Source organism: Candidatus Hydrogenedentota bacterium, assembly GCA_019695095.1.
Lineage (GTDB): Bacteria > Hydrogenedentota > Hydrogenedentia > Hydrogenedentales > SLHB01 > JAIBAQ01.
Genome location: JAIBAQ010000045.1, coordinates 16,230 through 36,388 on the forward strand (window position 1 = coordinate 16,230; position 20,159 = coordinate 36,388).

Sequence of the window (20,159 nt, forward strand, 5' to 3'; positions counted from 1 at the left end):
CGACGTTGTGCTGAAAGGCTCGGGCAACACCCCGCTCCCTGCGCCTCCGCGGCTCTGCGGGAAAGTCTCTTCTTCCGGGACACCCCCTTGAATCGTCAAATCCGTTTAGGGGTACACCCCCAGCGGAGACCGTCCGGTCTGGTCCGCCCGGCTGCCGAAAAGTGTGTCGGCGGAGGCCGGGCACTACCAAATACGTAATGCCTTTATCGGGGTTCATCGGTGGTTGAATGCTCCGTCCTCGAACCTTGCCTACCTCACGGTGTCTCAGTGGGTGTGCAAGTAACCCGGTGCGGGCGGAAGCCCGAGCGTGGAGGATACCGTTATGAATCGGAAGATGCGTTGGTTGGCCGGCTTAGCGGCGATAGTGACCGTGATGGCAGGCGTGGCGTGGGCCGAACCGCAGCCTATTCTCCCTGGCGGCTGCGTGGTGGTGTATGACAAGGAGAACAAGCCCCAGGGTGAGTGTCCGTTGGAGCATACGGACGTGTCGGTGGACATTTCGGGGTTTCTGGCGCGGGTCACGCTGACGCAGCGGTTCGGCAATCCGTTCAAAGAGCCCATCGAGGCGGTGTACACGTTCCCGATGTCGGAGCGGGGCGCGGTGGACACCATGACGATGGCAATCGGCAAGCGGTTCATTCGTGGCGTGGTGAAAGAGCGGGAAGAGGCGCGGCAGATCTATGAGAAGGCGCGTAACGAAGGCAAGGCGGCAAGTCTGCTGGACCAGGAGCGTCCGAACATCTTCACGCAGTCGGTGGCGAACATCCTGCCGGGCGACACGATCACGATTACGATTTCGTACGTGGAGTATTTGAAGTACGAGGATGGCGAGTACGAGTTCAGCTTTCCAATGGTCGTCGGGCCGAGGTACATCCCCGGCAATCCGACCACTCCGGGACCGAACGCCATCGTGCCGGACGTAAATACGGGGTTGCGGCCGGGTCCGGCGAGCACGGATCAGGTGCCGGATTCGAGCCGGGTCACGCCGCCGGTCACGCCCGAAGGCACGCGCGCGGGGCACGACATTTCGCTGGAAGTGCACATCGACCCGGGATTCCCGATTCGGGAATTGGAATCGAAGCTGCACGAGATCGAGGTCCAACCGAATGGCACTACCACCGTGGTCCGGTTGAAGGATAAGAAGGAAATCCCCAACCGTGACTTCATCCTCCGGTATGCCGTGGCGGGTGAGGGAATCGGCGACGCGGTCCTCACCCACCACGGTGACAAAGGCGGGTTTGTCACGCTGATACTGCAACCGCCGGACCGGGTGGCTCCCGAAACCGTGACGCCGAAGGAGATGATCTTCGTCATCGACAAGAGCGGGTCCATGAGCGGGTTCCCCATCGAGAAGGCAAAGGAGACGATGAAGCTGTGCGTCGAGGGGATGAACCCCGACGATACGTTCAACCTGGTGTGCTTCTCGGGCGGGCTGGGCTATTGCTTCGAACGGCCCGTGGCGAATACGGCGGAGAACCGGCGTAAGGCGTTGGAGTACCTCAAGAACCTGGACGGCGGTGGCGGCACGGAAATGATGCAGGCGATCAACGCTGCCCTCGGCGGACAGGACGACCCGAAACGGTTGCGCGTGGTGTGCTTCATGACGGACGGGTTCATTGGCAACGACATGGCGATCATTGACGCGATCCAGAAGAACGTGAAGACCGCGCGGGTGTTCGCGTTTGGGATCGGGAATTCGGTCAACCGCTTCCTCATTGAGGGCATGGCCCGCGCGGGACGCGGCGCGTCGGAGATCGTCACGCTGGAGTCTCAGGGAGACGACGCGGCGAAGCGGTTCCATGAGCGGATTCAGAGCCCGGTGTTGACGGACATAACCGTCGACCTTGGCGGGCTGGGCATCCATGGCATGTTGCCCGCTCCGAACGCAATTCCGGACCTCTTCTCTGCGCGGCCGTTGATCCTGACGGGACGGTTCGACGGGGCAGCGAACGGAAAGATCACCGTTCGTGGGCAGACGGCCAATGGCCCATTCGAGCGGACCATTGACGTCGACCTGCCCGGCGATCAGTCTGAACATGACGTGCTCGCCACGCTGTGGGCGCGGGAGCAGGTGGAGTCGATTATGAATCAGAATTGGCTCGGCGCGCAGTTGGGTAACCCAGACAAAGATGTGAAGGGCGCGATCACCCAGCTTGGCATCGAGTTTGGTCTTGTGACGCAATACACAAGCTTTGTTGCAGTCGAAGAACGCGTTGTTACCGAAGGTGGCAAGCCCAAGACCGTCCAGGTGCCGGTCGAGATGCCGGACGGTGTGAGCTACGAGGGAATCTTCGGGAAGGAAGGCGATAGCGGCAGCTTGGCGGCGGGAACACAGCTCATGTCCCTTGGCATTACCGCCGGGAGACCAGCCGCTGCCCCGGCGTCTCCGGTGCCGACGAAAGCCGGAGCCGCAGGCGAATATGACTACGCCAGGGGCGGGGGATCCGCGTCTGGGCGCCGGGGAGGAGAATCGCCATCCACGCAGGCAGAACCGGCACCGATGCCTTCCGTACCCGAGCTGGAAACCAAAGACCGCATGAATATAGAGAACCTCCCGGAGAGTGAATCAAAGAAACCGCAGTCGACTGCTCAGGACGCGCCTGCGACGGATAAGAAGGGCTCGCCCAAGCTGGATGCCGCGCTTCAAGGTTTGGCCGAGAAGGTCAAAAACGGTTCGTACGAGAGCGGCAAGGTGAAGGTCACCAATGGGCTGGTCCGGGTACTGGTCAATGTCAGTAGCTTCCCGGAGGGATACATGGACGAGTTGAAGAAGATTGGTGTGCGCGTGCGCACGGAGCTGCGGTCGCGGAAGGCCTTCCTGGCCGAGGTTAGGGTGGAAGATCTGGAGCGGCTGGCATCGCTGGCTTACGTGAGCCGCATAGAACCGGCGAGTTTCTAGGGCGCTAACCGGCAGCGCCTAGCCTCCGGAAGACTATCCCTCTTCCGGGGGCCTTCAATTTGTAAGTGATGGACGATATGGACTTAGTGGACGTAATGGACGGAGGACACAGGACGGCATGAAAACAACAAACACCGTCATTCGACCCGATTTCGGGGCGAATGACGGTGTCCGCGTACTGCCAGGCTTTTAGCCGAACGGTCCCTCGGGCGTATCGTCGCCCACCCGGTAGACCCTTACTTTTAAGGTTCCCGCTCTCGGGTGGAGCGCTCTCATCGCCGTCTTGGACAGGTCGACGATTCGTCCGCGCACGTGCGGACCACGATCTGTGATCCGGCACACAACCGATTTCCCGTTTTCGGCGACGACCAGGACCTTGGTCCCGAATTCTCCGTACGGCATTGCGCACGTGAACCCTTCGTCGCTTAGCGGGACGCCCGAGGCTGTCAGGGTACCGTTCTCTCGGACGGAGTAGAACGAGGCCACGCCATCGGCCATGGGCATAATCGGTTGTTGCACGAACATAATCAGTGCAAGAACTTCCAGCATGCTTAGCACCTCCGCTGCTGGTTTCGGTTAACGGGGACCCGCCATCCCCTCACCTACCGTCTGGTAGGATACCCAGACCAGCACCCCATGTCAACTTCGTTGACGGGGGGTCGAAATCGGGCTTGCCCCGATCCAGCCTACGACTTCCGGCAGAGGCCACCCCCAACGTGTCGTGGGCTTGAGCACATACCCCCAAGGGCTGGCCAACAGCCAAGCTCAGTGCCGACCGTACGCTGGCCTTGGGATTGGCTGTGTGTGTATGCTTGCGCGAAGATTTGGACCATTCACTTCACTGACTGGGGTGCTCACCGATGCGAATTCACTACGTGCAGCATGTGGCATTTGAGGGACTGGGGTCTATCGAGGCTTGGGCGAAGGGAAAGGGTCACACGCTGACAGCTACGCGCCTGTTTCAGGGAGAAGCCGCGCCTCAGCCGAGCGAACTCGACTGGTTGATTGTCATGGGCGGCCCGATGGGCGTACACGACGAAGCCATGTTTTCGTGGCTTGCGGACGAGAAGCGGGCCATCGAACGGGTAATCGAAGCGGGGAAGCCGGTGCTGGGCGTCTGCCTGGGGGCGCAACTCATTGCGGACGTGCTGGGAGCGCGGGTCTATCCCAACGCGCACAAAGAAATTGGCTGGTTTCCCATTGAGTTGACCGCGGAGGGCCAGGCTTCTCCGTACTTCGCGCACATGGCGCCCAAGTCGGAGGTATTCCATTGGCACGGAGACACGTTCGAGTTGCCCGCCGGCGCGGTCCACGCCGCCAAGAGCGAGGCCTGCCAAAACCAGGCCTTTATATATAAGGATAGCGTCGTCGCGCTTCAGTTCCACATGGAGACCACGCCGCAGAGCGCGGGAGACCTGCTCCAGCATTGCTCGGACGAACTGGTCCATGCCCCATATATCCAGTCGGCTCCGGAGATTCTGGCGGAGCCGGAGCAGTTCCAGGAGATTAACAACGCGATGACCGGTTTGTTGACGGCAATGGAAAAGAAGGCAAAGTCAGTATGAGAAGGATGTCATCATCTCTCGGAATCCGGGTGCTTATCCTTGTTGCGGGCGCCAGCTATGCCCTCCAAGCGATGGCTACTGCCGCCGCACCCTCGGACGACCCGTTCGCGTTCGACCTGCGCAAACTGACCCATGAGGAAGACCATTTTGGAATCGTCAACGGACTCGTGTCGGCAGGCATAAACTATAAATCCTTGGGCGACGTGAACGGTCTGTACTCCCCCCCTTATGTCAGTTCGGATTTCCGTCTGCGCATCTTGGTGGACGGTCAGCCAATCGCCATGGAAGGTGGTTACTGGCAGACTCATCGTGTGGAAGCGCAGAGAGAATCCGACGGAGTGGTGTTTTCGTCGGATTCCACGCTGTTGAACGGGCGACGGGCATTGGTGGTCGCTCTGACCATCGAGCCTCGCGACGGTTCACGCGAGTTTTCGATCGAGTGTCACGTTTCCGGCACGCTTGACAGGAACACGTCGTGGGAATTCGCTCGCCCTCAGAGTCAGACGGCCACGACGCCCGAGATCGCAGACACTCTGCTGACCTTGGCTCAAGGCGATATGGCGGTAGGAGTGTTGCCCGTAGACGACGGCGCGTGGGACGCTACGGGGTCCATCTGGAAGACGACGGTGCACGCGGGCAAGAATGAGCCCGCAAGAGTCCGCTTCATCGTTACCATAGGATCAAAAGTAGAAGCGCAAAAGTCCTGCCGGGACATCTTGGGCCGGGGCGTGACTGGGGCGCTTGATGAAGCCGACAGCGAACATGCGTCTCGTGTCGACAACCTGCCACTGCCGCGTTTCTCAAGCGACAACCAGGAACTTACGGACCTTTACAACCGCTCGCTGGTGCACGCGTTAACCAACCGGTGGGACGTGCCGGAGTTCAAGCTGAATCCCTACTACTCGACCGGCAGCATCAAGGGCGGGTGCGTCTGCAACTACCTGTGGAATTTCGGGGAAAACTGGGAAATCATGCCCCTGTTCGACCCCGAGGCGTCCAAGACACACATCAAGCAATTCCTATCCATCGACCTGACCAAGCACTTCGCTTTTCTTCCGCTTACCGGCGAAGGGTTCGGTCCTTGGTATATGGTCAATCAGGAAAAGATCCTCGGCCTTATATATTATTATGTGCTCATAACGGGTGACACGGCGTTCCTGGATGAAAAGGTCGGGGATAAAACCATTTTCGACTTGGTCTTGTACCATGCGACGGTCCTCGACGACACCTCCAAGCCGGTGGCGCTCATCGACTACGGTCCCTCCAACAGCCACCTCGAGTTGCGGCGGCAGTACGCCTATAACCACGTCATGCCGGATCTGAATGGGCGGCGCTACACCAATTATTGGTACGCGGCGCGTATCGGGGAGATGGCGGGCAAGCCGCAGCCGCAATTGATGGAGCGGGCGGAGCAGCTCAAGCAGGTGCTGAACGCTGAGCTCTGGGACCCTCAGGCGAAGTGGTACGCCTTCCGTAATGAGAAAGGCGAGAAAGAGCTCCGGTACACTTGCCAGATCTTCAAGCTGTTCAACAGCGCGGTGCTCACGCCGGAGACCGAAGCGGGGCTGCTTTCCCATCTGAATACCCACGAATTCCTGGGCGAATACGGGCTGCACAGCCTGTCCAAACTCGACCCGGCCTACGACCCCGCGGACGTGGACAACGGCGGGCCGGGGGCGTGCACGTGTTTCCCGCCGCAAATTGCCGAACGGTTGTACAAGTCGGGTCATGCTGCTGAGGCGGACGACATGATCAAGCGTATCCTGTGGTGGGGACAAAAGATGCCGTATTGGGGCGATTCAATCTATGCCGATCGTCAGGACTACCGGAAAGACACGCCGCTGCAGTGTACGTTCGACGGTCTGACGGTCGCGCAATGCATCATTTTCGGCATGTTCGGGATTGCGCCGAATGCGGACGGCACGGTAGTCATTTCCCCGCACCGGCCGGATTATTTAAATACGCTTTCCTTGAAAGGGCTCAACTTACGCGGTCATTCGTTTTCGGTTACCGTGAAAAGCGACCACTTTGAGGTAAAGGAAGGCAAGCAGGTCACGCGGTCGCCGCTAAGCAAGCCAGTCACCCTTCCAGCGCTAACGAACTGAAAGCACCGGGCCGCTGCCCCATGAATGTCATGCAATTTGAGTTGAGCAGTAGTATTCCGCTATACTTGTGGCGCAAGGGTTTCTGGTGACCATTTTGGTCAATAACGGATTTAGTGAAGGAGAAGTTTGCTCATGCGTCATATCAAGACCCTGACAAAGACATCGACACCCGCGCTCGCAGGAAGCGGCCTCAGCGGCTGCTATGAGTACTTGTTGTCGGGTGATTTTTCGAGCTTCTGGAACTGCAAAGTGGGCGTCAAGTACGTCTAGTCACCAAAGTGAGCGTTGTTCGAGGTCGCTCTGAAACTGTTGTTTTAGGGCGGCCTGTCATTTTGTCATGCGGGCGGCTGCCGGCATAACGCGCCCGTTTCTGCTGCACAATCCCTGTGGATTGACTCTGCGCGAAATTTCTGAGTAGGCTTCGCGCGCAAGGAATCTGGTGACCTCAACGGTCAAAACAAATGCTGTGAAGGAGAGTGTTCATGCGTCACATCAAGAATTTGTCCAAGGTATCAATGCCAGCGATAGCAGGGCCATCGCCCAGCAGTTGTCTTGATTACCTTTTGGCGGGCGACCTGTCCACGTTCAAAGAATGCAAAGCGGACAAGAACCACTAATCGTCAGATTGTAGCTTCCTCGTCGCCGTTTCGCGGGAATGCCTGCGGGACGGCGACGTCTTTTCGGTGGCAATCGCCGCAGGTCCGAACGCAGCTCGGCAGACAGGTCGATTTGCCAATTTGCGCCGTCTGTGCTATCATTTCTGCAACTTTGGAAACGGTGTATGTGTAATTCGATGCAGTTAACGGGCTTGCTACTCCCACTCCTCCTCGTGGAGGAAGGCGGGCTCGTTGTGCCTCGAATTATCTAATCAATAACCGGCAACGGTTCAGATAGAGGCCACGGGCCCAGGCCCGTGGCCTCATTGTTTTTTCCGGCAAGTATTTGGTTCAACCGCGCGCCAGACGGCGATGCAAGGGTCTCGCGGAGGTTACGCGAGACATCGAAGGGAGGTGGTTTCTCATGGATTTGGGGCTTGTTTCGCTCTAATCCACGCGCTTGAGCCTTTGCGTTTCGGACTGGTCTGAGTAAAACGACAATGAGTTACGCAAAGGAGAATTGAGTCATGACTAAGCACGTGCGATTTTTCGATACCACGATGCGCGACGGCGAACAGACGCCGGGCGTGCACATTACCGCCGATCAGAAAGTTGAGATTGCCCAAGCCCTGGAAGCCTTTGGCGTTGCGACCGTCGAGGCGGGTTTCCCGGCGTCGTCGCCTGGAGACTTTGCGGCGGTGGAGCGCGTCGCGGAGACGGTGCGGCGTTGCGAGGTGGCGGCGCTGGCCCGCTGTGTGCCCGGCGACATCGAGGCGGTAGCGCGCGCGCTGGAGCACGCCGTTCACCCGGTTATCCATGTCTTTCTGGGAGTCTCCGATGTCCACCTGACCCGGAAGCTGGGCATCACCCGATCCGACGCGATCCGGACCATTGAAACCTGCGTTCAACAAGCGCGGCAGTATTGCGAGCGCGTGCAGTTCAGCGCGGAGGATGCCACGCGCACGGACCGGATCTTCCTGCGTCAATGCATCGAGACGGCCATCACGGCCGGCGCTTCCCGGGTCAACATCCCTGACACCGTCGGCTATGCCATGCCGCACGAATACGGCGATTTGATCGCCGAGGTCGTGCGCTTCGTGGAGGGCCGGGCCATCGTGTCCGCTCACTGCCACGACGACATGGGCATGGCGACGGCGAATTCTGTTGCCGCGGTTGAAGCAGGGGCACGCCAGGTGGAAGTCACGGTGAACGGAATCGGCGAGCGCGCAGGCAATGCATCCGCTGAGCAGGTGGCCGTCGTTCTGGCGTTGAAGGCGGTGGCCGAATCGGGTGTGGACCTGTCGCGCATCACGGCCATCAGCAGGAGGGTGGCGGAGGTCACGGGCGTGCCGATTCAACCCAACACGCCTATCGTCGGCGCGAACGCTTTCGCGCATGCCTCCGGAATTCACCAGGACGGAATCATCAAGGACCCGGAAAACTACGAGTTTGTCCCTCCCACGTTGGTGGGTGCGCCGGGACACAAGTTTGTGTTTACGGCACGGTCCGGGCGCAGGGCCATTGCGCATCGCGCCGCCGCGATGGGACGTCCGCTGGACGCGAGGACGGTCGATGCGGTCTACCGGGATTTTCTGCAAGTAGCCGAGCAGCGCCGGGGCGAAGTGCCCGATGAGGAGATCGCGGCGATGATTCAGCGGGCCGCCTGTGTGTAGGGTTCGACGAGGCGCAATTCATTCTCTCCTTTGGCGGGAGAGCCAGCGCATGGCGGCGGGCACATCGATGGTGTGCCCGCCTTCGAATACGGTGACGCGTGCGGGACCGGCGGTACGCTGGAAAAGCATCGTGTGGTCGCGAAACGGTTCATTGCGCCGTTCGCCGCGCAATTCTTTGGGCACAGTCTGCCGTTCAGTGAAGGTTGCGATTTGCTCGTCGGTAAGCCGCTTCTCGGGTGTACCGTTGGCCTCGGCGAGTGCATTGAAGGCCCAGAGGCTGTGATGCACGGGAACGCTGCCCGTATGACCGTCATGAATCCCCACACCGATGTCGATGGGAAGTCCCTTCGCATTTTCGAGGAACCACAGGGACGAGCGTTCGCGATATTCGCGGTCAACTTCCGGCGACGCTCCGGGGACGCCGCCGCACACGGCCTTCATATTGGCGGCGTACCTTGAACCGCGGCGCGAACTCTCGTCGTGCCACGCAGCCAAATCCGTGATGGGGACCCATGCCGAGACGCCCGCCCACAGGTTTGGCGCGCGCGCGGCCATGACCAGCGACATGTGCCCTCCCCCGGAACTGCCAACGGCATAGATTCGCGCGCGATCAACGTTGGTCTTGCCACACACGTATTCGACGGCATCCAGCACATCTTGTATCGCTTGCGGAGAAGCACAGGCTTGGGGATTCCGGTTTGGTCCGCGAAAGTTGGGTTGCACGAATACCCAGCCCCGGCGCACGCATTCCGCGAGTACGGCGAGCGCGGGATCGTCTTGGAGATAGTCTGCGCTCCACGAATGCAACAGCACGACGAGTGGCCGTGAGCCGCACGAGAGGGACGGAACATACAGGCGGGCGGGCTGGTCTGTGCCATCAAGCGTACTTGGAATCTGCACAACGTTAAGTTTTGCGCGCAGTGCCTCGTCGCGAGAATGGTATGGAGCCGCGTTTGCCAGCAGCGATCCCGCGAACAATACGCCGAATGCGGCGGTAAACCACGTGCGCATAGAAATCACCTCGCGTTTTGGCAAGACAATATCAGACTCTTGTTACGATGACCAGAATGGTATGGACGGTATGGACGGGCTGAAGAGATAGGGTGTCTTTGCTCGACTCTTGGTGCGATTGCCTTGGGAGTCTGGGCGCTTCACTCTCCTCTCGACTTTCGTTATGCTGAAAACGGAGGGGAAAACCGATGACACCACCTAAACCTTCGAGACGCGATGTATTGAAAGGACTTGGGGCGGGCTTTGTGCTTGCGAGTGCCGCATCGGCGGAAGAGGCGGTCACGAAAGACACTAAGAAGGAGAGCGATACGAGTATGGAGATGCCTAAACCGGAACCGCGTGTTGCGCAGTACGAATCGCTTGCATACGGGATGTTTCTGCATTGGGGACTGTATTCGCAGTTGGGACGCGGCGAATGGGTCATGCACATGGAGAAGATTCCGCCGCAAGAGTACAAGAAGCTGCGAAACACGTTCACGGCGTCGGAGTTTGACGGAATCAGGATTGCGCAGACCGCGAAGAAGGCCGGGATGAAATACATCACGCTTACGACGCGGCATCACGAGGGTTTCAGTCTTTACGACACGCGCGGGTTGTCGGACTACGACGCGGTGCATTCGCCGGCGAAGCGCGATTTGGTTGCCGATTTTGTGAAGGGCTGCAATGCGATGGACATCAAGCCTTTCTTCTACCACACGACGCTGGATTGGTATCAGGAGAGTTTCGAGAAGGACTTCAATGCCTACCTGGATTACTTGCTGCAGTCGGTCGAGATTCTCTGCACGCAGTACGGGCCGATTGGCGGGCTGTGGTTTGACGGGAACTGGAGCAAGCCAGAGGGCACGGACTGGAAAGAGGATCGGCTCTACGCAATGATCCGAAAGCATCAGCCCGAGGCCATGATCATCAACAACACGGGGCTGCACGCGCGGGGAGCGGTGGGCAATCCGGAGATCGATTGCGTGACTTTTGAGCAGGGTCACCCCACGCCGATGGATCGTCGAGGGATGCCGAAGTATCTGGCGGCCGAGATGTGCCAGACGATGAACATGCATTGGGGCATCGGGTACAGAGATTTCTGTTACATGTCGCCGAAGGAAATCATCACAAATCTGTGCGCGTGCAGAAAAGTCGGGGCGAACTACTTGCTCAACATCGGCCCGACCGCGGAAGGCGCGTTGCCGGATTATGAGACGGCCGCTGTTATCAGGACCGGAGATTGGCTCAAGTTGTATGCAGAAGTCATCTACAGCGGAAAGCCTTGCGGCGTGACGTCGGCAGGTAAGGACTTTGCGTTGGAAGCGGACGGCAAGACGTATCTCTTCGTGCACGACCTCTCCGTGAGTGGAAATGCGCACGTGACCGCGGACATGCAGGGGCCGGGTCCAAGAAAATTCGCCGGGCTCACGAAGTCCATCTCCAAGGCGGAGTGGATCGACACCGGTGATGTGCTCAAGTTCGAACAGGATGCCGCGTCGGGACAGTTCACCTTAGAGACAACAGGGTTCCCCTACGGGACGAATACCGTCGTGCGCGTGGCACGATTGACATAGGAGAACCCAGACGTCTGGCGTGCGCACGGCTCGGACTCACTGTACCGTAAGTGATATGCCGGAGCGCGCGTAGACCTTTTCGGCTATGGATCAAGGTTGCGGCGTCAGGATCAGCTTGCTGGTATCGAAACCTTTGGCTTCCAGGCGCGAGAGAATGCCGTCGTAGACGCCCTGATCGATTTGGGGAGTCCGGCACAGGATGAACAAGGTACTGCGCCTGGAATCCGACACGGCTGCGTATTGGTAGAACGTCGTATCCAGATCGACAATCCAGTATTCGCCCTTGAGGAGTTGTCCGAGCGGGAAGTCGAAGGCGACTTCAAGCTTGGCGTTGGTGTCGGTATCCACAACGCGCGCCTGCCCCGTAATGGAGACTTCCGTCCCGTCGAGCGATCCCTCAAAGCCTTTGTTCAGAACGTCGACAAGCCCCACGTCAACAAGCGTGTACTCTGCTGTGACGCCGACGAGATTGCGGTTGAAGAACGTGGGATAGGCCGAAATCTGGTACCAGGTGCCGACATAGAGCGTCAGGTCAACCGATGGAACGACTTGAGGTGGTGTAGGACATCCCGTCAGGCAGATGGTTGTCAATAGTGCGAGCGTTGCGAATGCAATGCGTGGACGGAGTTGTGTAAAGTGACGCATCGGAAGTACCTCTTTATAGAATGCCAATTCTACTGCCTTGCAGCCCCGCCGAGTTCGGCGAGTGAAGTTAGTCTAGCACGCGAAGAGACGCGACGTATAGGGGGCGGGTCATGAAGAAGTTCGCAGTCTTTGGTTCGCTGGCGCTTACGGTCTTGGCGGCTGTGAAAGCGTATGCGCAAGAGTCATACGCTCAGACAGAAGACGTCATCGTCCCAATCAGAGCCGTAACGCACGGACCCAAGGCGCATTGGTTCGCTTATTACGACAAGCTACAGTTTGACTCAACGAATCAGCGGTTGCTGGGCATGGAGACCGACTTCGAGGGCCGCAAGCCTACCCCGGATGACGTCATTCGTCTCGGGGTAATCGATCTGGCTAACGGCGATACGTGGACGCAGATAGGCGAATCCCGATCGTGGTGTTGGCAGCAGGGCTGCATGCTGCAATGGCTGCCGGGATCGGACTCGAAGGTGATTTACAACGATCGCGAGGGGGATCATTACGTCGCCATCATCAAGGATCTGAATACGGGAGAATCGCGCACGCTTCCGCGCGCTGTCTATTGTGTCAGTCCCGATGGGAAGATCGGACTAAGTATTCCTTTTGCGCGATTGGATGACACGCGTCCGGGATATGGATACAAAGGCGTGGTCGATCCGTGGGCAGACGACCCTCATCCTGCTGAAGATGGGATCTACTCGGTGAATTTGGAGACTGGGGAATCGAAACTCATCATCTCACTCGATCGGACGGCAGCGATTGCGACGGGCGCAAATCCGGATACGAAGCATTGGTTCAACCACTTGTTGTTCAACACGGACGGCACGCGCTTCTCGTTTCTTGAGCGCGCCTTCTTGAAGACGACGGACAGGAATGGACGCTCGACAAGCCTGTTCACCGCGAATCCCGATGGTTCCGATCTATATTGTCTCAACGATCACGGAATGGTTTCGCACTACATCTGGAAGACGCCGGCGATCCTCATGGGTTGGTCGAAAGAACCCGCGGACGGAGCGAAGTTCCACATATACACGGACAAGACGGAGAATGTGGAGACCGTCGGGGCAGACGTTTTGAAAGTAGACGGACACTGTACGTATTCGCCGGATGGCAATTGGATACTGACCGACACGTATCCCGATGCGAAGCGAATGATCATGCTCATGCTCTACCGGCCCGCGGACGGGAAGTTGATTAAGTTTGGACGGTTCTTTCATCCGCAGGTTTCGGATCTGGAGTTTCGGTGCGATTTGCATCCACGTTGGAGCAGAGACGGTCGGTGTGTCAGCATTGATTCGCTGCACGCGGGTCAGCGGCAGATCTATGTGTTGGACGTAGGCGAGATTATGCAGAAGGGGTAGCCACATGAGGACGGGGCTTTGGTTCGCTGCTATCGGCATGTATATGTTTTCCGTCGTCGGGTATGCGCAGAATGCGCCGGATTTGCGGGTAGGAGCATCGTTTCACGCCTTCGATCACTTGCATGCGTTCGGACACCAGGCTGAAGCTGCTGCCGCATGCGGCGTCACGATCATCTACGCGAGCGGGTTGGGTGGCGACGGGTACAGTGGCCTGCCGCCCTCCGACGAATGGGCGAAGCGGCAAAAGGCAGAGGCCGAATACGCAAAGCACGCCAAGGAACTGGGCATTCCAACGGTTCTCGGCTACCTGTGTTCGACGTCAATCGTGGGTCTTGAGACGTTCGCAAAGAATTGGACACCGGAACAGCGCGCGGAGTTCCGTAGCACGCCGGACACATGGCTTCAGTTGGACGTGAACGGCAAACCGTTGGCGTCCTGGTACGGGGGCGAATACCAGCCCGCCTGCATGAACAACCCGGATTGGCGCTCCTATGAGAAGTATATGGTTCGCGTGCAACTTGAGACGGGGCACGACGGCATCTTCTTCGACAATCCTACTGTGCATAAGAACGGCTGCTATTGCGTGCACTGCATGCAAGGTTTCGCGTCTTACCTTCGCGAACAAGGAGAGGTTCCCGAAGACGGGTCCGTTGAGGCGTTGCGCAAGTTGGCCCAAGATCATTCCACCGAATTTAAGCGTTATCGGTGCACGATTGCCCGAGACTTCTTCAAGGAAATCCGCGACTACGCGCGCACCATTAACCCGAACGCCGTGATTACGGCCAACAACAGCCTGAATTCGCCGAGCGTGTTCTACAGTCAGAATCGGGGGTTCGCTTACAACATCCATGAGATGAGCAAGACTGAGGACTTCGTCGTTATCGAGGACACGGGGACTCAGCCACGTATCATGCCCGACGGAAAGACGATTGAGTACGGGCCCACGTACACCCTGCTGCAATCCATTGTTCACAACAAACCGGTGGTGGCGGTGACCATTGCAGAGGGCGACTACCACACGCCGGCGCACCTGGTTCAGCTCGCCATGGCCGAGGCGGCGGCGCACAAAGCGTCGTACATGCTTTGGTCAACATGGCCGGATGACGTGCGCCCAGGGATGATCTCCGCCGTGCGGCCGTATGCGGATTGGTTGAAGTCGCACACGGACCTTCTCAATGCGTCGGTTCCCCGCCGCGATGTGTGTCTCTACTTGCCGTTCCAGCGGTGGATTGAAACGGACGAGTGTGTCGCATTGAGGCTAGCCGCCGAAATGCGCGCTGCCAACATCCAGTTCGAGGTGCTCAGCGAGGACGACTTCACGGAGCAGCGTGCGGGTGAATCTCGTGTCACGTTGATTGAAAGCAAAGAAGTGGCTGCCGAGCCTGCGAGCAATGTATTGCGGGCACTGGAAGCCGCCGGTAAGCCTGTGGTAACCGCGGAATCGGCCACGTGGTTGGATTCCGTTCGAAAGGCGATCGGGACGCCATCGCTGACGATGACGGGGCCTGCCACCGTACGCGCGGTTGCGCGCGACACGTCCACCGTAAGCGTGGTTCATCTCTACAACCTGAACGTACAGCGCAAGTCATCGTTTGAAGACTTTGTCACTCCGGCAGAGAACCTCGTGGTATCGGTGTATGTGCCATTTCCCAGCGTAAAGGAAGTACGGTTCTCCAGCGCAGACGCGGAGACTCCTTCGAGCAGCATAGAATTCACGTCAACAGCGTCAGGCACCGGGTCACGCGTTGATGTCGCGATTCCCAAGCTCGTGGTTGCCGCGATGCTGGTCATCGAATCCGGCGCCTAACCCGGCCCCCGCTATTCGAGCGCCCTATAACGGTATTGCAGCATCCGGCGGCTCTTGACACGCCCCCAACGCGCCGTCAGAATTACGGCGTTTTGCAGGTTTCAAGGGTAGGGCGCAAGCTCCATTCAGTACAGGATTTCTCTTTCCATGACTCTGTCGTTCCGAGGATGCTCCGCACGCGGCGTGTGCCGTATGCTTGCAGTTGCACTTGTGTGTTCCGCGCTTGCCTGGTGCGAGACATTGGTGCCCACCCCCGCGGGGCTGCCACGAAATCAAGCTTTGTACGTGGCCATGCGCGACGGGGTCAAGATCGCCATCGATGTCTGGCTTCCGGCGACGCTAGAACCAGGACAGCGCGTGCCCACTATCGTGAAACATACCCCCAACTGGCGCGCCATCGGGTTGGTAAAACAGACCGGGGCCATGAAGTTGCTGTCGTACACGGGAGTGGTGCCCACCGATGACTTCAACCTTGAAGAGGCGAACGCGGTGGGCGCGGCCGGTTACGCGATCGTCTACGCGGATGCGCGCGGGACGGGCGCGTCTTTCGGAGTGCGCACGCAACCATTCTCGACAAACGAAATCTCCGACTTCGGCGAGATCGTGGAATGGATATCCAAGCAGCCGTGGTCGAATGGAAAGGTTGGGGCGCTCGGTATCCAATACGACGGTACCGCCGCGGAGTTGGTCGTGGGGCTGAAGCGCCCGGCGTTGAAAGCGGCCGCGCCGCTGTACAGCGATTTCGACCCGTGGGTCGACAACATTGCGCCGGGCGGTGTCCTCAATGATTGGTTTCTTCGATTCTGGCGAGACGGCGCCCGCATGCTGGACACCAATGATCTCGTCGCCGTCGCAAAATACCGCAACAAAGACTACGACATGCTCAAGCGGGTGATTTCGGGCGTGAAGCGCGTGGACGAAGACCCGGAAGGAGTTCAGCTCGCCGCGGCTATCAAAGAGCGCTCGGCCAATGTGGACATCTACGAAGCCGGGCGCAAACTCGAATTCCGAGACGATCCTTTTGGCGCGACCGGCGTCGCGTTTGATGCCTTGAGCCCTTGCGGGCTTCGGAGCGCGATTGAGGGTTCAAACACGCCCATGTATGTCAGCGCGAGCTGGCTTGATGCCGGCACGGCACGCGGGGCGCTGTCGAGATTCGCTACGTTTAAGAACCCCCAGATTGTCGTGATTGGCCCATGGAGCCACGGTGGCAAGACGGATGTCGATCCGTTCAAGCCCGTGGATGCGGCCATTCAGCCGGGTAAGGAGCAGCGGCTCGCTGAGTATCTGGCTTTCTTCGACGCGTACCTCAAGGACAATGCGAGCGGTGCGGCCATGCACGAGGTCCGGTATTACACCATGGGAGAGGGTAAGTGGAAGAAGACTCCGGCTTGGCCTCTGCCTAGTACGCGGATGGAACGCTGGTATTTTGCGCCCGAGGGAGGGCTGTCTCGGACCGCGCCCACAGATCCGAATGGCGCAGACACGTATACGGTGGATTTCACGGCGACGACCGGAAATTCGAATCGCTGGCGAACCCAGGCCGATGGTGAAGACGTGGTGTATTCCGATCGCGCTGCGCAGGATGCGAAGTTGTTGGTTTATACGAGCGCGGCTCTTGAGACTGACACGGAGATCACGGGGCATCCGGTCATCACGTTGAATGTCGCTTCGACGGCATCGGATGGCGCATTCTTCGCGTATTTGGAGGCAGTCAACCCTGACGGAACGGTGACGTACTTGACGGAAGGCATGTTGCGCGCTGTTCACCGCAAGGTCTCGACCGACTCGCCGCCATATGCGGTATTTGGACCTTACCATACGTTTAATCGTGCGGACGCGTTGCCGTTGGTTCCCGGAGAGCCGGCGGAAATTGCGTTCGACCTCTTCCCCACTTCGGTACTTCTGAAAAAGGGAAGCCGTCTTCGCGTGGCGGTCGCGGGACACGATGCGTCCGTCTTCGCGCGGTATCCGGCTGGCGATGTACCCACCCTCACCGTGAATCGATCAGCTCAGAATGCATCCCACATCGACATCCCAACGATTCCACGCTAACTCCTTATTTTAGAAACACATACACCTCATCCTCGAACATGTCCTGCGGGGAACGACATGTCTTGTGTAGACATTCGTTCCGGACACGGGTCCGAGCGTAACCGGTCTCGGGTCCGAAGGGACATGAGCGGCATATGGTCCGGACATCCCCCTTGTCAGAATTGACAATCCCGATCTAAACTGACACAAAAGTTGGCGCTGTATTGACGCCGCGTCCACTTATGGTCACCGCCACACTCAATTTGAACGCTAACCCGAGGTGTTTGGGGAACTACACGGGCACAGGCTTGGTTCGCCACGAAGGAGGTGATGCCGCGATCATCTTGTGCGCCCACCAATTGACTTATGAATATCCAATAGGGGTCAGTTACAAACGTGAGGGGACTTAATCCAATGCGTAAGAGAGGTTTTACACTCATTGAATTGCTAGTCGTAATCGCGATTATCGGCATATTGGCCGCGATACTCCTTCCCGCACTTGCACGCGCCCGCGAAGCTGCTCGCCGTTCGAGCTGCCAGAACAACCTGAAGCAGCTCGGTGTAGTTTTCAAGATGTACGCCAACGAGAGCAAAGGCGAGAAATATCCCAGTATGTCGAAGATCTATGTGGATTCATGCGACGACGCTGTAAAAGAACCCAACTACAATCACATGTTCTTTGATGGACCCGCCGTGTATCCGGAGTACTTGACGGACGTGAATGTCTGCCAATGCCCGTCGGACCCTGATGCTCACAACTATTTCGAAAACTACTTTAGAGGTGGTGGTGGCACCATCGATCCATGCGAGTTCTGGGATGTATCGTACCAGTACCTAGGATGGGCCATAGATGCGGAATACTATCTACTTCCCGGAGCAGATGAGAACGCGCTCCCGGCAGCCGACGCAATTCGCCCTGACTTCTACACCGTGGACGCCGCAAAGCTAATCACAGATGGTTACGCAAACGATCAGAATTTCAGTGAATTCCACGAAAATGACATCGAGTTCTCCATCGGGAAGACTGCCTACAGACTTCGCGAAGGCATCGAGCGCTTCTTTATCTCCGACATCAACAATCCCGCCGCTTCGAACCAAGCGCAGAGCGACATCGCGATCATGTGGGACATCACCCACTCGACAGGCTACTTCGATCAGCCTTCCTACAACCATGTTCCCGGCGGTGGCAATGTGCTGTACATGGACGGTCACGTATCGTTCGTCAAGTATCCAGGGAAATTCCCAATTTGCACGACGTTTGTTCAGGCGCTCACAACCATGGCGGAGTTGGTCAGCCTACTCTAATGGTCTGTTGAGGACCTGCAAGCCCGTATAGACTTTGGGGGCGGTTGGGATACAATCCGCCCAGTCCCTTCGGTTCTTCCAATGAACCGGAGAGGCTGGGCGGACCGCTTTTTGTATAGCTTCAAGGAGACCTAGTCCTATGTTCAGAGGAAGTGGAATTGCATTGTGTATGCTTGCATGCATGTCTGGCGCACATGCGCTGTCCGTGGGAGAGATTGCCGAGCCGGTGACGTTAGAGACACTCGACGGTTACGCGCGGACAATGGACAATTACGCGGAACGGAATGGGACCGTCGTCGTGTTCTTGTCGGCGCGTTGCCTCGCAACCGCGGACCAAATCAAGGCCATTAACACGGTCCACGAAAAGTATCGCGAGGAGGAAGTCCTCTTCGTGGGGGTATGCTCCAATCCCGAGGAAAGCGGAGAGGAACTGCGCACGTTTCAGCAGAACGGCGGGTGTATTTTCCCCATCTACCGCGATCCGGCGCGGGCCGTTGCCAATCAGTTCGGGGCGAAGGTTACGCCTGAGTTCTTTCTGCTCGACAAGGCAGGCAAGGTCCTTTACCACGGTGGTTTGGGCTCGGAAAAGAAAGGACTCGAACCAGCAATTGTATCGCTGCTGGGGCGCAAGCCGATCGCAGTAACCGAAGCGGAAGCACAGGGAACGGCTATCGATCAACCCGGACCCAAACGGGAGATTCCCGATCCCTATGGATCTTTCGCGTTTTCATCGGAACTAATCTTCACGAAAATACCCGGCGTTGCGGTGCATCATTGCTCGACAATCACGGAAGCGCCGAATGGCGACTTGTTGTGCCTGTGGTACGCAGGCAGCTACGAGTCGGCGGAAGACCAGGCCCTCTACATGGCGCGTCTGGTCAAGGGGCAAAGAGTGTGGTCGACGCCGCAACGGCTTCTACAAAACCCGGAGGCTCCTCCGGGCAATGCGGTCATCTTCACGGGACCGGATCGACGCGTGTGGATCGTGTGGGGCCGTATGGAAGGCAGCAGGCCAACGCGCCGAGGGTCGGGCTGGTCGAAGTGCCGTCTGATGGTTCGTACGTCGACCGATAACGGAGAGACGTGGAGTACCGATTCGGAGATGCCGGACAGTTTTGCGTGGCTGCCTCGAAATGCGCCGCTAACGCTCAACGACGGACGGTTCGCGTTACCCATCAGCGGACACGTGGATGGAGCGTACGCAGGATTTTTGCTGATTCTCGATCCGGCGCAGCAGACGTGGAACCGGATCGGGTTGATGCCGGGCGGGGAACAGCCGACGGTCGTTCAGCGCGACAACGGCGACTTGCTGTGTCTGATGCGGGGCCATCCGAGAATTCTTCAGAGCACGTCGAGCGACGGAGGCGTTACGTGGACAAAGCCCACGCGCGCGGAGTTGAAGTGTCCCGATTCAGGGATAGCGATGACGAAGCTGAAGAGCGGTCGCTTGCTTCTGGCTTACAACGACACCGACCAATGGGATCGCACACCCTTCACAGTGATTCAATCCACGGACGACGGGAAGACGTGGAGTGATATCCGGGTGCTGGAACAAGACTGGGGCGAGTTCTCCTATCCATGCATCATCCAGTCATCCGACGGCAT

Annotated in this window: 14 protein-coding genes; 11 read left to right on the top strand and 3 right to left on the bottom strand. The window is 58.4% G+C overall.

Annotation, left to right across the window (positions count from 1 at the left end):
• Positions 1-322: 322 nt before the first annotated feature.
• The gene (locus K1Y02_09755) at positions 323-2,899 is read left to right on the top strand and encodes a VWA domain-containing protein (GenBank protein ID MBX7256633.1); all 2,577 of its coding nucleotides are present in this window, start codon (positions 323-325) and stop codon (positions 2,897-2,899) included.
• Positions 2,900-3,088: 189 nt separating this feature from the next.
• Here K1Y02_09755 and K1Y02_09760 read toward each other — a convergent pair whose 3' ends face one another.
• A complete protein-coding gene (locus K1Y02_09760; GenBank protein MBX7256634.1) occupies positions 3,089-3,424 on the bottom strand; it encodes a septal ring lytic transglycosylase RlpA family protein in 336 nt (111 codons plus the stop codon).
• A 335-nt stretch (positions 3,425-3,759) separates the two neighbouring features.
• Here K1Y02_09760 and K1Y02_09765 point away from each other — a divergent pair, with 335 nt between their 5' ends.
• From K1Y02_09765 to K1Y02_09780, 4 genes are all read left to right on the top strand, one after another.
• Positions 3,760-4,464 carry a gamma-glutamyl-gamma-aminobutyrate hydrolase family protein gene (locus tag K1Y02_09765; GenBank protein ID MBX7256635.1) on the top strand — a complete coding sequence of 235 codons (705 nt, stop codon included), beginning with the start codon at positions 3,760-3,762 and terminating at the stop codon, positions 4,462-4,464.
• Positions 4,461-6,569, top strand: coding sequence for a hypothetical protein (locus K1Y02_09770; GenBank protein MBX7256636.1), 2,109 nt, complete (start codon positions 4,461-4,463; stop codon positions 6,567-6,569). The genes K1Y02_09765 and K1Y02_09770 overlap by 4 nt, the downstream gene beginning before the upstream one ends.
• Before the next feature lie 132 nt (positions 6,570-6,701).
• Positions 6,702-6,839 (top strand): hypothetical protein, encoded by a 138-nt coding sequence (locus tag K1Y02_09775; GenBank protein MBX7256637.1) that lies wholly within the window; start codon positions 6,702-6,704, stop codon positions 6,837-6,839.
• Positions 6,840-7,692: 853 nt separating this feature from the next.
• Positions 7,693-8,838, top strand: a complete 1,146-nt coding sequence (locus tag K1Y02_09780; protein MBX7256638.1) for a 2-isopropylmalate synthase — start codon at positions 7,693-7,695, stop codon at positions 8,836-8,838.
• An 18-nt stretch (positions 8,839-8,856) separates the two neighbouring features.
• Here the strand turns inward: K1Y02_09780 and K1Y02_09785 are convergent, their stop codons facing one another.
• Positions 8,857-9,849: a prolyl oligopeptidase family serine peptidase gene (locus tag K1Y02_09785; protein MBX7256639.1), complete on the bottom strand. Its 993-nt coding sequence runs from the start codon at positions 9,847-9,849 to the stop codon at positions 8,857-8,859.
• 188 nt (positions 9,850-10,037) lie between these two features.
• Here K1Y02_09785 and K1Y02_09790 point away from each other — a divergent pair, with 188 nt between their 5' ends.
• Positions 10,038-11,402, top strand: a complete 1,365-nt coding sequence (locus tag K1Y02_09790; GenBank protein ID MBX7256640.1) for an alpha-L-fucosidase — start codon at positions 10,038-10,040, stop codon at positions 11,400-11,402.
• A 90-nt stretch (positions 11,403-11,492) separates the two neighbouring features.
• Here the strand turns inward: K1Y02_09790 and K1Y02_09795 are convergent, their stop codons facing one another.
• On the bottom strand, positions 11,493-12,047 hold the full coding sequence (locus tag K1Y02_09795; protein ID MBX7256641.1) for a lipocalin family protein: 555 nt from the start codon (positions 12,045-12,047) through the stop codon (positions 11,493-11,495).
• 110 nt (positions 12,048-12,157) lie between these two features.
• Here K1Y02_09795 and K1Y02_09800 point away from each other — a divergent pair, with 110 nt between their 5' ends.
• The 5 genes from K1Y02_09800 to K1Y02_09820 form a co-directional block, all read left to right on the top strand.
• On the top strand, positions 12,158-13,408 hold the full coding sequence (locus K1Y02_09800; GenBank protein ID MBX7256642.1) for a hypothetical protein: 1,251 nt from the start codon (positions 12,158-12,160) through the stop codon (positions 13,406-13,408).
• Between the two features lie 4 nt (positions 13,409-13,412).
• The gene (locus tag K1Y02_09805) at positions 13,413-15,215 is read left to right on the top strand and encodes a hypothetical protein (protein ID MBX7256643.1); all 1,803 of its coding nucleotides are present in this window, start codon (positions 13,413-13,415) and stop codon (positions 15,213-15,215) included.
• Positions 15,216-15,362: 147 nt separating this feature from the next.
• Positions 15,363-17,270, top strand: a complete 1,908-nt coding sequence (locus K1Y02_09810) for a CocE/NonD family hydrolase (GenBank protein MBX7256644.1) — start codon at positions 15,363-15,365, stop codon at positions 17,268-17,270.
• A 393-nt stretch (positions 17,271-17,663) separates the two neighbouring features.
• Positions 17,664-18,554 (top strand): DUF1559 domain-containing protein, encoded by an 891-nt coding sequence (locus K1Y02_09815; GenBank protein MBX7256645.1) that lies wholly within the window; start codon positions 17,664-17,666, stop codon positions 18,552-18,554.
• 139 nt (positions 18,555-18,693) lie between these two features.
• On the top strand, positions 18,694-20,159 hold a 1,466-nt coding region (locus tag K1Y02_09820; protein ID MBX7256646.1), incomplete at its 3' end, for an exo-alpha-sialidase.